Source organism: Bradyrhizobium sp. 186, from assembly GCF_023101685.1.
GTDB lineage: Bacteria > Pseudomonadota > Alphaproteobacteria > Rhizobiales > Xanthobacteraceae > Bradyrhizobium.
Genome location: NZ_CP082164.1, coordinates 6528577 through 6542453, shown reverse-complemented (window position 1 = coordinate 6542453; position 13877 = coordinate 6528577). Strand labels below are relative to the sequence as shown.

Annotated in this window: 11 protein-coding genes and 1 pseudogene; 8 read left to right on the top strand and 4 right to left on the bottom strand. The window is 62.0% G+C overall.

Features of this window, described 5'->3' with window-relative positions:
• Positions 1 to 489: 489 nt before the first annotated feature.
• The 4 genes and pseudogenes from IVB18_RS31560 to IVB18_RS31545 form a co-directional block, all read left to right on the top strand.
• Complete coding sequence (locus IVB18_RS31560) at positions 490 to 693, top strand: hypothetical protein (RefSeq protein WP_247984251.1); 204 nt, start codon at positions 490 to 492, stop codon at positions 691 to 693.
• A gap of 244 nt (positions 694 to 937) precedes the next feature.
• Complete coding sequence (locus IVB18_RS31555) at positions 938 to 1789, top strand: bile acid:sodium symporter family protein (RefSeq protein ID WP_247984250.1); 852 nt, start codon at positions 938 to 940, stop codon at positions 1787 to 1789.
• A gap of 95 nt (positions 1790 to 1884) precedes the next feature.
• Positions 1885 to 3609, top strand: coding sequence for an IS1634 family transposase (locus IVB18_RS31550; protein ID WP_247983724.1), 1725 nt, complete (start codon positions 1885 to 1887; stop codon positions 3607 to 3609).
• Between the two features lie 80 nt (positions 3610 to 3689).
• A pseudogene (locus IVB18_RS31545) lies at positions 3690 to 3890 on the top strand (bile acid:sodium symporter); the annotation flags it as partial.
• 275 nt (positions 3891 to 4165) lie between these two features.
• Here IVB18_RS31545 and IVB18_RS31540 read toward each other — a convergent pair.
• The 4 genes from IVB18_RS31540 to IVB18_RS31525 form a co-directional block, all read right to left on the bottom strand.
• Entirely contained in the window at positions 4166 to 5704 is a 1539-nt protein-coding gene (locus tag IVB18_RS31540; RefSeq protein WP_247984249.1) for an amidohydrolase family protein, read from the bottom strand.
• A 61-nt stretch (positions 5705 to 5765) separates the two neighbouring features.
• Positions 5766 to 6593: an ABC transporter ATP-binding protein gene (locus tag IVB18_RS31535; protein ID WP_247984248.1), complete on the bottom strand. Its 828-nt coding sequence runs from the start codon at positions 6591 to 6593 to the stop codon at positions 5766 to 5768.
• Complete coding sequence (locus tag IVB18_RS31530) at positions 6583 to 7479, bottom strand: ABC transporter permease (protein WP_247984247.1); 897 nt, start codon at positions 7477 to 7479, stop codon at positions 6583 to 6585. The genes IVB18_RS31535 and IVB18_RS31530 overlap by 11 nt, the downstream gene beginning before the upstream one ends.
• 47 nt (positions 7480 to 7526) lie before the next feature.
• A complete protein-coding gene (locus IVB18_RS31525; RefSeq protein WP_247984246.1) occupies positions 7527 to 8585 on the bottom strand; it encodes an ABC transporter substrate-binding protein in 1059 nt (352 codons plus the stop codon).
• A 596-nt stretch (positions 8586 to 9181) separates the two neighbouring features.
• Here IVB18_RS31525 and IVB18_RS31520 point away from each other — a divergent pair.
• From IVB18_RS31520 to IVB18_RS31505, 4 genes are all read left to right on the top strand, one after another.
• Positions 9182 to 9328 (top strand): hypothetical protein, encoded by a 147-nt coding sequence (locus IVB18_RS31520; RefSeq protein WP_247984245.1) that lies wholly within the window; start codon positions 9182 to 9184, stop codon positions 9326 to 9328.
• A 270-nt stretch (positions 9329 to 9598) separates the two neighbouring features.
• Positions 9599 to 10513, top strand: coding sequence for a polysaccharide deacetylase family protein (locus IVB18_RS31515; RefSeq protein ID WP_247984244.1), 915 nt, complete (start codon positions 9599 to 9601; stop codon positions 10511 to 10513).
• A gap of 10 nt (positions 10514 to 10523) precedes the next feature.
• Positions 10524 to 11408, top strand: coding sequence for a hypothetical protein (locus IVB18_RS31510; protein WP_247984243.1), 885 nt, complete (start codon positions 10524 to 10526; stop codon positions 11406 to 11408).
• 1051 nt (positions 11409 to 12459) lie between these two features.
• On the top strand, positions 12460 to 13680 hold the full coding sequence (locus IVB18_RS31505) for an IS701 family transposase (protein ID WP_247984242.1): 1221 nt from the start codon (positions 12460 to 12462) through the stop codon (positions 13678 to 13680).
• Positions 13681 to 13877 lie beyond the last annotated feature (197 nt).

Genomic DNA, 13877 nt, shown 5'->3' with positions numbered 1-13877 from the left:
CCGCCATCCGGGACCTATGGGACATCCGGCACCTCTGTCGGAACTGTCACCGCACCCTCAGTGGGGTCGTACAACTGGCCTTCGGTGGGTGTGACAAACGCAGTGCCCACTTGGCGCAACACCAATCCTCCCGTTCGCAGGTAGCGAGAACTGCCGTCACGTCACGAAGTTCGTTGCGGAGGCAGGCGCCACCGTCGATGAGCGTGGATCGGCATTGAGCGATTGTCTGGCCGAACTGCGACGCCTCGCATGCCGTGTGGTGTCATCGCCGCGAGCTGAGTCCTCACGCGAGTTCGGCCGCCGTGCCAGCGAATAAATTCGTATTTAATCGAAGTCTCAGCGCGGACCACTACCTCTATTCTATCGGCAACGTTGCGCGCGGTTCCCAAACCACGTTGTGCGGTCCGTGATTCATTGTCGAGTGCACGCCAAGAAGCGGTCGTCGGCTGTATCGCGCCCCGTGCTGTCGGCAGCCTAGGAGTTCTGGCAATGTGCTCTTTTCATCAATTCAGCGCCTTCGCGGCATCGCGCGGCGAAGGTCTTCACCCGAAAATGCGCGCGCTGCTCGAACGGGCGTCCGCATCGCCGTTTTCGGAGGTCTCGCTGCGCCATGATGGTCTGGTTCAGGCCGGGCCGGATCCGGACTCGGAAATCATATCGTCGCGCGCCAAGGTAGTTCTGCTCTCGCGGTAGTCGCCCCTCAGTACGCGCGCTTAAATGGAGTTTTAGTGGTGGCGGGTTGGTCGCTCCCTACTTCTAGATCATTCGTACAATGTAAGGAGACGACCATGAACCCCACATCGGCATCTGCGCTCGCGACTGACCACGACGAATGGATCAGTTGTTCTCACTGGGGCATGTTTCCGCTGCCCCGAAAGGCGCGCTGACTTCGCGATTGCGCGAGTTCAAAGCCGCTCCCGGTGAACAGACCACCAGCATGTCCCGACCCAAGTTTCTGCCTGAGAATTTCACCCTGGCGCTGATCGCGACCGTTATCGCGGCAAGTGTCCTGCCATGCCGCGGCGCGGCGGCGCTGGTGGTGGATCACCTCACCGACTTCGCCATTGCGTTGCTGTTCTTCCTGCATGGGGCAAAGCTGTCGCGCGAAGCCGTGATCGCGGCAGCAACTCACTGGCGGCTGCATGCCCTGGTGCTGCTGACGACATTCGTGCTGTTTCCGCTGTTCGGCCTGGCCTTCAGGCCAATCCTGTCTCCGCTTCTGACGCCGGCGCTCTACGCCGGCATCTTGTTTCTCTGTACCCTGCCGTCCACGGTCCAATCCTCGATCGCCTTCACCGCCATCGCGAAGGGCAACGTTCCGGCGGCGATTTGCAGCGCCTCGGCTTCAAGCATCATCGGCATCTTCGTCACGCCGCTCGTGGCAGGCCTCGTGCTTTCAAATCACGGCGGCGCGGCCTCAGGCTGGGATGCGATCGGGCAGATCACGTTGCAGTTGTTCGTGCCGTTTGTCTGCGGACAGCTGCTCCAGCCGCTCATTGGCGAATGGATTGGGCGTCACGACGGCATCGTTGGCGCGGTCGACCAGGGCTCGATCCTGCTCATTGTCTATTCCGCCTTCAGCGAGGCGGTCAGCGAAGGCCTATGGCATCAGGTTCCGCCGTCTGCGCTCGCGGGGCTGCTCGTTGCCGACGGCATCCTTCTCACCGCCGCGCTGATCACCACCGGGCTTGTCAGCAAATGGCTGGGCTTCAAGCGTGCCGATCAAGTGACCATCATCTTCTGTGGCTCTAAACCGAACTTCCCCTCGGGATTTTTGTTAGAGCGTTGAGAGGATTTGAGAAGTTTGGATCGGGCTGATTTTGTAGGCATGTAAATGATGATTTTTGGCTTGCGAATGGCAGGTTTCCGTGATTCGATTCCGGCATGTTCGTCGCCCGCATTCCCAACCGCAACTCACCGCCCGCGATCCTGTTGCGCGAGAGCTATCGCGAGGGCGACAAGATCAAGTCGCGCACGCTGGCCAACCTGTCGCATTGGCCGGATGAGAAGATCGATGCGCTGCGCCGCGTCCTGAAAGGCGAGGAGCTGGTCTCGCCGGCCGAGCAACTGCGGATCGAGCGCTCGCTGCCGCACGGCCACGTGGCCGCGGTGCTCGGCATGGCGCGCCAGCTCGGACTGCATCGCCTTGTCCCGGACAAGCCCAGACGGTTGGCCAGGCTGGCTTTGGCCTTGATCGTGGCACGGGTGATCGAACCGGCCGCCAAGCTGGCCACGGCGCGCCAGCTCAGCGAGGCGACGGCGGCGCATTCGCTGGGCGAACTGCTCGATCTCAGCGCCGTCGACGAGGACGAGCTTTACGAAGCGCTCGACCTGCTCGGCACGGCCCAACCGGGGATCGAGGCGACGCTCGCCAAGCGCCATCTGCATGACGGCTCGCTGGTGCTCTACGATCTCACCTCCAGCTATCTGGAGGGGCGACATTGCGAATTGGCGCGGCATGGTTACAGCCGCGACGGTCGTTCCGACAAGCTGCAGATCGTGTTCGGCTTGCTGTGCGCCGCCGACGGCTGCCCGGTGGCGGTGGAGGTGTTCGAAGGTAACACCGCCGACCCGAGCACGCTGGCCGCGCAAGTCGACAAACTGAAGGCCCGCTTCAAGCTGTCGCGTGTGGTACTGGTCGGCGATCGCGGCATGATCACCAGCGCCCGTATCGAAGCCGATCTGATGCCGGCCGGGCTCGATTGGATCACCGCTCTGCGGGCGCCGGCGATCCGCAAGCTCGCCGAGGACGGCGGCCCGCTGCAATTGTCGCTGTTCGACGATCGCGATATGGCCGAGATCACGTCCCCCGACTTCCCCGGCGAGCGCCTGATCGTGTGCCGCAACCCGGATCTGGCCGACGAGCGTCGGCGCAAGCGCGGCGAGTTGCTGGCGGCGACCGAGAAGGATCTCGCCCGCGTCAAGGCCGCCGTGCAGCGTCAGCGCAACCCCTTGCGCGGCGAGGATGAGATCGGTCTGAAGGTCGGCGCCGTGCTGGGCAAGCGTAAGATGGCCAAGCACTTCCACCTCGCCATCACCGACACTTCGTTCGACTTCAGTCGGATCGAGGATGCCATCGCCAACGAAGCGTCGCTCGACGGCTTCTATGTGCTACGGACCAACGTGCCGGCCGAGAACCTCGACACCGCCGCCACGGTGCGTGCCTACAAGAGCCTGGCCCAGGTCGAACGCGCCTTCCGCACCATCAAGACCGTCGAACTGGAGGTGCGCCCGATCCACCATCGCCTCGCTGGCCGCGTGCGCGCCCACGTCTTCCTCTGCATGCTCGCTTATTACATCGTCTGGCACATGCGCCGCGCGCTGGCCCCGATCCTGTTCGACGATCACGACCGCGAGGCCGCCGACGCCGCGCGCGTCTCGCCCGTCGCCAAGGCCAGAGTCTCGGCCGCGGCCAGAACCAAGGCTAATCGCAAGCACACCCACGATGGCCGGCCCGTGCACAGCTTTCGAACGCTGTTGCAGGATCTCGCCACGCTCACACGCAACATCGTTCGCATCGGTCAGGACGCCCCGGCCGCTATGCTCACAAGTCCAACCCCACTACAACAAGACGTCTTCAATCGGCTCGGCATTCCTATCGCCCCATAATGTAGGCAGACGCGCCGTCACGCCCGCTGGAATTACACGCCAGCTCAAATGCTTACGTCGCTACTCAAGGGGAAGTTCGGTCTAAAAAGAGTCTGTCCCAGGGAGTTACCATGGCCAAGGTGATCTTTGCTTCCCACGCGGTGGGCGCGGTGATCCTTCCGCTCATGGTCTTCCATCAGATTCAACTGATGGTCTGTGCGGCGCTCGCCCAGCGGTGGGGTCGTCGTGCAGAACCCTCTACGCCCGCCTCGGCCGGCGCTCGGTCCGCTGTGATGCGCTGACGAAGGCTGCCCTGGCGGCTTTCACCTGCCCCATGAAAGGGTAGAGCGGATCGGCGTCTTAGGCTCCGGGACGGATTCGGGCAAATTGAAACGGCGCGTGCGCTTGAGACCCAATGCCGATAGGTGCTCTCGTCATACGCTCACCATTATCCTCGTAAAGCTGACATTGGTTCGTTTGTTATAAGCAATCATACAATGGAGTCCCGGATACCACAACCAACGTCAGCAGTTTCGTGGGCCATGGCAGCTTGGGCAAGCGCCGGTTGAGTCCCGCGTCAGATTCGCGAGCTCTGCCGGTAGAATGGCTCGTGTTTCGCGGGATCGACATAGCCGGTGTAGAAGTTCTTCACATGTGGCAGCAGCGCCTTGGAGAGATTGCGCCGTTCGACCTCATCATCGCTCAGCGCGTGCTGCAGTTCGTCATGCAGTGTCTTGAGCGCGTTCTCGCGATCGACCCGCGTGAAGCGGCCATTGTCGTAGATCACTTCGCCGTTGCACATGACGGTGCGCACGCCGTCGGTCTTGGCGCGCTGAATCACCGCGTCGAGCATCGGCATCTCCTCATCGAGATACGGATAGGAAATCTGCTTCCAGTCGATTAGGGAGAGATCGGCGGCTTTGCCTTCCGCGATTGTCCCGATCTGTTCACCAAATCCGGTTGTCCTTGCGCCGCCGATGCTCGCCATCCGGAACACCTGTGCCATGGTGGGAACCTCGTCGCCGATGCCGGGCACACGATGGGCGCGCAGCACCAGCCGCATCTCCTGCAGCATGTCGCGGTCGTCGTTAATGCCGGCTTCGTCGAGACCGATCGCGGTGTTGATCCCTTCGGCCTCGAAGTGGTTGAGCGCTGCGATGCCGGAGCGAAGCCGGAAATTGGAGGAGCAGTTGTGACACACACAAGCGCCGGCCTCCGCTATGCGCGCGATGTCCCTTTCGCTGAGCCAGACGCCGTGGCCCAGCGTCATGTGCGGGCCGAGCATATCGAAGCGGTCGATGTATTCGACTGCGGTGCAGCCGCCGCGCGACCAGGCATATTCCTTCTGCATCGAGGTCTCGAGCAGGTGCATGTGCATCGGCACCTGGTATTTCTTTGAGGTCTGCGACAGCACGGTCAGCGCCTTGTCGGAGCACCAGTGCAGGTTCGCGGGCGCAAGCTGGATCTTCACCCGCGGCTTGTTGTTGTGGCGGGCGTACATCGATTCGAACATGCCGATCGCGTCGTCGAGACCGAGCTTGAAACGCTCGAACCAGCGCTTCATCGGTCCCTGCAGCTCCTTCGGCAGGCTCGCGACAAACGCATCGTCGGCCTGATAAACCAGTCGGTTCTGATCACGCACTGCGTAGCAGTAGGACACCCGCATGCCGATATCCTCGTAGGCGCGGACGACCTGTTCGGCCTTGGCTTCCACCTCACTGAGTGTGCCCGGCATCCAGCCGTGGATGTGCTGCACCGTGGTGATGCCGGACGCGATCATCTCGAACGCCGAATAGAGCGTGTCGAGATAGATGTTGAGATTGCGCGTCACCATGCGGGTGATGAACCACAATTCCAGCGGCATGTCGGGCGAGCCCAGCTGCACCGGGGTCAGTCCGACGTGATGGTGACCGTTGACGAAGCCCGGCAGCATGATCTCGTCGCCGCTGCCAATCACGGCCGTGTTCGGATAGCGCTTGCGCAGGTCCGCGTAGGTGCCGACGGCGGCGATGACGCCGTCCTCCTGCAGCACGGCGCCGTCGTCGATCTGTTGCCAAGTCTGGCGATCCAGCGCCTGCGCGATGATGGCACGGCTGCGAATGAGGGAGGTGGACATGGCGGTGCTCCGGATTTGACGCGGGCGACGTGCGGGATGGGGCTTGGTCAGGTCGTCTTGGTCAGGCGGTGGCGGCAAGCGCTTCCTGCTCAGCGAAGGCGCGATCGACCTCGTCACGCATCAGTTCGGTCAGTTGCCGGCGCAGCAGTTCGGCTTCGGAGGAAAACGGATCCCGCGGGCGCGGAATATCGACCGGCACGATCGTCTTGATGCGGCCTGGACGTGACGTGAACACTACGACCCGATCTGCGAGCGCCACTGCCTCATCGATGTGATGGGTGACGAACAGAACCGACGCGCCGCTGTCGCGCCAGACGTCGAGCAGGAAATCCTGCATCTTGGCCCGCGTCTGCACGTCGAGCGCCGCAAACGGCTCATCCATCAAGAGCACCTTGGGCCGCATCGCCAGCGCGCGAGCGACGGCCACGCGCTGGCGCATGCCGCCGGACAGTTCGTCGGGCCGCTTATCGATCGCCTCGGTCAAGCCGACGCGGGCGAGCACCTCGCGCGCCGCGGTCCTGCGGGCCCCAGCGCTGTCGCCGCGGATAGAGAGGCCGAAGCTCGCATTCTGCCCCACGGTGAGCCATGGAAACAGCGAGGTCTCCTGGAAAATCAGGCTGCGCTCGGGCGACGGACCGGCGACACGATCCCCGAACGACCAGACCTCGCCGCCGGATTCCCGTTCCAGGCCGGCGATCAGATAGAGCAGAGTGCTCTTGCCGCAGCCGGAGGGACCCAGCAGGACGATGAACTCGCCGGGCGTCACGTCGAGGTCCACGTCGCGCAATGCGACGTGCGCCCGCTTGGTGCCTTCCGCCCACACCTTGCTGACGTTGCGGCAGACCACGGCGTCCTGGGATGAGATCGGCTTGAACGGTTTAGAGACCACGCAGCACCCCCGTCGTCTCGGGCACCCAATACAGGATCTTTCGTTGCAGCAGCCGCATCAGCGAGTCGGAACAGAAGCCGAGCAGACCGATGAGTGCGATGGTGAAGAACACCAGCGAGGGATTGAAGGTGTTGCGCGCCAGCATGATCACCTGCCCGAGGCCATATCCGACGCCCGTGGATTCGGCGACCAGCACCACCATCCAGGCACCGAACATATTGAGACGCAGGACCATCAGCAGGCCCGGCAGGATCGCCGGCACGATGACCCGGCTGTAGATCTGCCATTTCGACGCGCCCATGGTGCGCGCGACATTGATCAGGTTGCGATTGACGCCGTCGATCTGGCTGACGGTGGCCAGCACCATGTGGAAGAACAGCGCGACCACGACCATGAAGATCGCCGGCGCGTTGCCGATGCCGAACACGAAGATCGCGACCGGAAGCCAAGCGATCGGCGACACCGGCGACAGCAGCGTGATGGTCGGCAGGGCGAGCTTCTCCACCACGAGAAAATACCGCACCGCCACGCCGATGCTGATCGACAGGGCCGACGCAATCAGCAATCCCGCGAACACCCGCGCCGCCGACGCCAGCACGGTAATCGCGAGCGCCATGCCGGCGGATGGACCGGTGTTGAGGCCGACGCCGATCTGCCAGCGTTGCGCCGTATTGAAGAACTTGGCCTGCTCGGGGAAGTTGCCGAGAAAGATATGAGGCGGCGGCAGCAGTTTCGGGTCCGTCACCCCGCACAGCCAGAGCAGTTCCCAGATCCCGGCGAACAGGCCGACCGACATCAGCGCCCAGCCGATGCGCGGGGCGGCGCGGATGACCGCCTCCGGCAGCACGAACCGGCGAGGTCGCGGCGACGCATTGGCGCCGGCCATGCCAGCTACTCCTTCCGGTGGGTGAGTGACGTCGGTCACCGGTCCGCTCATCCCGACTTGTATTTGAGACTAGCGTAGAGTTCCTTGTTCTCGGCGATGACCTGTTCGAGCAGGGTCCAGTCGATCGCGTCACGGCCGGGCTTATTCTTGATGTAACCCATCTCCACCAGCGAGTCGGTGCGGTCGAGGATGAACTGGGTCTGGCTGCGTGCGTCGACCACCGCCGGCTGTTTGCCCATCGCGATTCTGGCGTTCTCCATCGAGGTCTTGTAATAGGCGCCGACCAATTGGGTGAGAGTTTCCTCCGGTTTCGTTTCGGCCATCGCCTGTGCCTTCATCATGCCTTTGATGAGGGCCTTGAGTCCGGCGGGATTCTGCTTGATCAGGTCGGAGCGGCACGCCAGCACGCAGTCGGTATAGCCCTTGCCATAGATGTCGGTGCCGTCGGTGAGCTTGTGCGAGCCCTTGACGTCGTTTAGCAGCGCGGTGCCATAGGGCTCGATGGTGCAGATCCAGTCGAGCGCGCCCGCCTTGAATGCCTCGACCGCCTCCGGAGTGGTTCCCATATAACGGACTTTGATGTCCTTGAAACTGACGCCGTGCTTCTTGAGGAAGTCGTAAGGCATGACCTCTAGCGTATCGAGCTGGAAGGTGCCGAGTGTCTTGCCCTTCAGCTTCTCTGGGCTGTCCAGTCCGGGTTGCGAAACGATCACGCAGCCCTCGATGCCGCCTCCAGCGACGATCTTGACCGGAGCGCCGGCATCGAACAGCGCCATGAAGCTCGTGTATGGCATCAGGCCGACATCGACCTGACCGATGCCGAGGAACGTGACCTGTTCGGCAAATGTCGGCGTGTTGATGAATTGTATCTCGACGCCGTCATCCTTCGCAGTCTGCAAGGCGTGAGACAGGAAGATATTGAGATTGCAGAAGCCGGTGCCATGGGTGGACTTGAGGGTATTCGCCGCCGCGTGAGCCGCACCCATCAAGCCGCCACCGACGGCCATCGTCAGCGTGGTCGCCGCCGCAGCTTTGAGCACCTTGCGGCGGCTGAAGTCCATCGTTCGGAAGTTCGGCGGGTGCATGCAGCCGGTTCGATCGCACATGGACTACTCCCTCCGTTGTGACGGTTGTTGCATCGGAAATGGGGCGAAGCCGCAGTGGAACTCTGCGCGCGCGAGGCTTCCGATCGTGTGGAGATGCTTGTGCGCAATGCGCCCAAGCCGCCTCTGATATGAAGTTTTCTGGTGGCTCGGCGCGCGCACGCCAAGCCGGTAGCGGGATGCGATCATCGCATGGACTTTACAGTGCGTGGCACGCCAACCTGGAGCGATCGCCGGAGCGATGCTGCGCTACCGTGAGCGAAGCACGATGCGTGCCAGCCGGATAAGCCGTTGATTCCCGCAAGCCTGGGCTATGGCGCGGTCGCGAGCCGACCTGTCGTTGCTGAAGATTTGTTCGCACGCAGCAATTCGCTGACGATTTTCTAGGCAGACAATCGACCCGTCGACAATGGTTGTTCCACCCGAAGGCCGCGTCCACATCGTCGCGAGCACGATCCAACGTAGCGGCGGTTCGCCCCCCTCCGACTGCGTCGCCGCACCACAACGCGCGTGGTGCAGACGAGAACTGGTTTTCACTCCCGGATCCAAGGGTCGCTTGAAAGCGCTCTACTCGATCGCGAACGCCGTGGCGTGCAGCCTTGATCGACATGATCGAGAAAGGCAATGTGACCGGCGCTGTCGCCGCCACGAACCATCACTTAAGCGCGATCGAGGGGCGCTTGATCAAGGCCCCGCCAGAAAAGCTTGCCATCGACTGCCGCTCATTGTTCGCTGCAGCAGAATAGGAGCGGCCGATGCCGTCACAGACCGCTGCCGGCGCTGATCTGGCAGCAGTCGATGGTGGTCTGTGGTCTCGCTGGCGCAGCTGTTCAGCGTGCTGGCCGGCATCATGGCGCTAGGCTGGCTTGGCCGCTTCGCGTAGACGACCTGGGGACAGACGATATCCTGACGACGCTGGTGCTGGTCATCGTCATGGACTGGCTGATCGGGCTGACGAAACGTATGAGCGTATAAAATCCCGAACCTCACGACCTTCCAAGACCCGGAGACTGGCCATGACCTATGACCGCGACTTGATCGGCTACGGCGCGAACCCGCCCGATCCCAAATGGCCGGGCGGCGCGCGCGTGGCGATCAATTTCGTGATGAATTACGAGGAGGGCTCGGAGCCTTCCGTGCAGGACGGCGAAGGCTATACCGAGATCGGCCTGACCGAGTCGTCCGGCTTGCCGGCAGGCGTCAAAGGGCGCGATCTCGCCGGCGAAGGCATGTTCGCCTATGGCAGCCGCGTCGGTTTCTGGAGGCTGATACGACTTTTCCAGCAGCGCGGCCTGCCGCTGACTGTGTTCGGCTGCGCGCTCGCGATCGAACGCAATCCCGAGGCAGCGGCGTCGATCAGAGCCTCGGGCTTCGACGTCTGCAGCCATGGCTGGCGCTGGATCAAGCATTATGAATTGAGCGAGGAGGACGAGCGCGAGCACATCGCCAAGGCGATCGCCTCGCTCAAGGCGACGGTCGGGGAGCGACCGCTCGGCTGGTATTGCCGCTATGGGCCGAGCGTGAACACGCGCCGGCTGGTGGTAGAGGAGGGCGGCTTTCTCTATGATTCCGACGCGTACGACGACGAATTGCCCTATTGGAAGGTCGTCGACGGCAAGCCGCATCTGGTCGTTCCCTATTCGCTCGTCAACAATGATGGCAAGTTCGGCTCCGGCTTCTTTGGCACGTCGGCCGATTATTTCGCGTGGCATAAGGACGCCTTCGACATGCTTTACGCGGAAGGCGCAACGCAGCCGAAGATGATGTCGGTCGGCTTGCATATGCGCCTGATCGGCCATCCGGCGCGCGCGGCCGGCCTCGCGCGCTTCCTCGACTATGTCCAGGGCCATCAAGGGGTATGGGTGACGCGGCGGCTAGACATTGCCCGGCACTGGGCAGCAACGCATCCTTTCGCCGGCAGACTCGCCTGAAGGAAAAGTCTTGGCCATACATGAACTGATCGTTGAACTCGGAGACAGGCTCTATCGCGTCGAGCGTCCCTTCGGCTCCTGGCCGCTGAACACGGGCTTTGTTACCGACGTCGCCGTCGATCCGCGCGGGCATGTCTTCGTGATGCTGCGGCACGATCCGTTGGTGCATCCCAACGACCCGCGCGTGATCGAGCTGGCGCCCGACGGCGCCTATCTCAGGGGTTGGGGCGGCGATCTGATCGCCGATTCCCACATGCTGACGGCCGACGCCACGGGGCGCATCCTCGCGGTCGACCGCGACATGCATGAGGTGATCATATGCTCGCCAGCGGGCGAACGGCTCGGCGGATTAGGCCAACGCGGTGTACCGCTTGCGCCCTTCAACCATCCGACTGACGCGCATGTCTCGGCTTGGGGCGAGATCTATATCTCGGACGGCTACGCTGCGAGCCGGGTCCATCGCTTCGATGCCGCCGGCGCTCTGATCGCAAGCTGGGGCAGCCACGGGTCGGGCGATGGTCAGTTCGGCTGGCCGCATGCGATCTGGACCTTTGCGGACGGCCGTGTCGTCGTGGTCGACCGCAGCTCGAACCGCGTGCAGGTCTTCGATCGCGAGGGCAAGCACCTCGAAACCTGGGGTGGGTTCTACCAGCCCGTCGCAATCTGGGGCGATGATGAGGGCTGCGCCTACGTCAGCGACATGGTGCCGAGCCTGCAGAAGGTCGGCCCCAAAGGCGAGCGGCTCGGCCGCTGTCGGCCGATTCTCAATGGCGCGCACGGCATCTCCGGGACGCCCGACGGCGATATCCTTCTCGCCGAAAGCAATCCGAGTCGGATCACGCGGCTGCGGCTGCAGCCAGCTAAAGCCAACCCGCTGCGGCAGCAGTATCGTTAAGGCGTTTTCCTCCGCTAAAGAGTTCGGTCCCAATTCGCGGCACGCAATAGTTATGGCGTACCTCCAGTTAGAGATCTGCTTCAATTCAAACGCAATGAACTTCTTAGCTCGTACACAGCGAGAGCGGTGGTCGTTGCTGCTTTGGGCAAATTGGCGAGCACGTTGCGCCAACCCAGACGTTGATAGAACCCAGGCGCCTGGAAATTAATCGTGTAAACAACCCCAGCCCGGCAGCCACGACGACGTGCCTCTTGCTCCGCCATTGCCATCATCCGGGTCCCAATCCCCGTGCCACGGAGCGTCTCGGGCAGATACACGAGATTGACGGTCAGAAGTCCAAGTGAAGTCCCCCCACTGATCCCCCCCGATGACCTCGCCATCTTCCGAAGCTCGAACGATGACATGCAATGGCAGGCGATCACTATGGCCCACGATTGCATCATTGAACGCGTCAAGACCGTCACGGATGATCTGAGCAACCTCGGGTTCAGGCGAGTTAGATAGTGCGAGTATTGGATTCATTGCGATAGACCTTCAAATCTTCAGGTGGTGACCGGCTGAGCGTGAGTGTCAAGTCCGCGAATTGTGGCCGGTTTGAATTCCAAGGGACACGCTGATCAGATATGACAACATTGCCATAACATAGTTCGCTTGGGTCATTTTCGACCAAGTCTGTGGACTGTGCCTGCCATCTGCTGTCCGTTTCGCCCTTGCAGAGGGCCGAGTCAGAAGCGTTTGGCCGGACTTGCGCCTAGTCGCACCGAAAATAACGCGTCTGTTTCTATGAGGCCGCCTTCTGCGCCAAAGTGCGGCTCGTGACCAGCGAAGGTGTTTCCAGGGCTGCTGAAACGGATAGAAAGTTGCGCATCGCTGCGGGATCGTTCTTGCGAGTTCTAAGCAGCTCAAGATCCTTGTTAAGACGATCCTCATCACCAGAGTTAAAGACCAACCTGAAGCTCTCGGTGGATACCGGCGAGGTTACATCGAGATAGACCTTTCTTCTTAGCATTACAGTTGCTTTGTTTGCGGGCTTCTGAATCCATGGGCAACCATGATTCGAATGTCGTGGACGCGGGCCGCGTCGGTTGAGGAGACGCTTGCGTTGTGGGCGGCGTCGCTTCGAGAGATCAAGCAACGGATACGTCCGTTGTTCACGCAAGAGCGTGTGGCGACGAATGCAGGCTTGTTCCTGGAAGGTCTGCTCGGAGATGAGCAGCGCAAGACCGGCTGGATGCGCGCGGAGGCGGCTGGCGATCCCGGCCCATGGCGTCAGCAGGCAATTCTGGGTCGTGGAGATTGGGACGCTGATGCCCTGCGCGATATCGTCCGCGACTATGTCATCGAGCATTTGGCGGATGACGATGCGGTGCTGGTGATCGACGAGACCGGCTTTCTCAAGCAGGGTAAGGCCTCATGCGGAGTGGCACGGCAATACACTGGTTCGGCAGGGAAGATCACGAACTGCCAGATCGGCGTCTTCGCTACCTACGTTTCGCGTCATGGTCATGCGTTCATCGATCGCGCGTTGTATCTTCCGAAGGAATGGACTGACGATCCAGATCGTCTGGAAGCCGCATATGTGCCTGCCGATGTCGGCTTTGCGACCAAACCAAAGCTTGCGACGAGAATGATCGCACGTGCGATAGCCGCGTCTGTACCATTCAAGTGGGTTGCCGGTGACACGGTCTACGGTGTTGGCGATATCGAACAGCAGCTACGGCGGGCAGGCAAAGGCTATGTGCTCGGGGTCAGCAGCTCTCATGTCTTCCGATCCTGGGGCAAGCGACAGCCGGTCGCCGGCAAGGCCGAAGACATCGCCCGGACGCGGCGCCCGTCCGACTGGAAGCGCTTGTCGGCGGGAGCCGGAACCAAAGGACCGAGGCTGCATGACTGGTGTTATCTCGAACTGGCCGATCTCGAGGTCGAGCAGTTCAACAGCGCAAATGATGGTTTATGGACGCGCGGTCTGCTGATCCGTCGCCATATCGCCGATGGCGATCTCGCCTTCTTCACCACCTGGTGCCCAGCGGGAACATCAATTGAAACGCTGGTCGCGGTCGAAGGCCATCGATGGGCGATCGAGGACAGCTTTGAAACCGCGAAAAACGAGTTCGGGCTCGATCACAACGAGAGCAGGTCCTGGCATGGCTGGCATCGCCACGTGTCCCTGGTGATGCTCGCCTTCGCCATGATGGCGGCGATCCGCCATCGCGCCAATCCGCCACCGCCCAAAAAAACCAAACGCCGCCCCCCGGCAAAAGCCAAAGCATAACCACACCGCCACTGATCCGTTGGTCAATCCAGGAAATCCGCCGCATTGCCATCAGGCTTGCTCGAAAGCGGATCCAACCCGCGCATGTCATCGCATGGTCATTCTGGCGCAGAGCTCACCAGGCTGCCGCTCAGCGCGCGCATCTCAAAGCAAAACGGCAACTGTAATGCTAGGAGAATGCCCTGCAGCCTTGCATG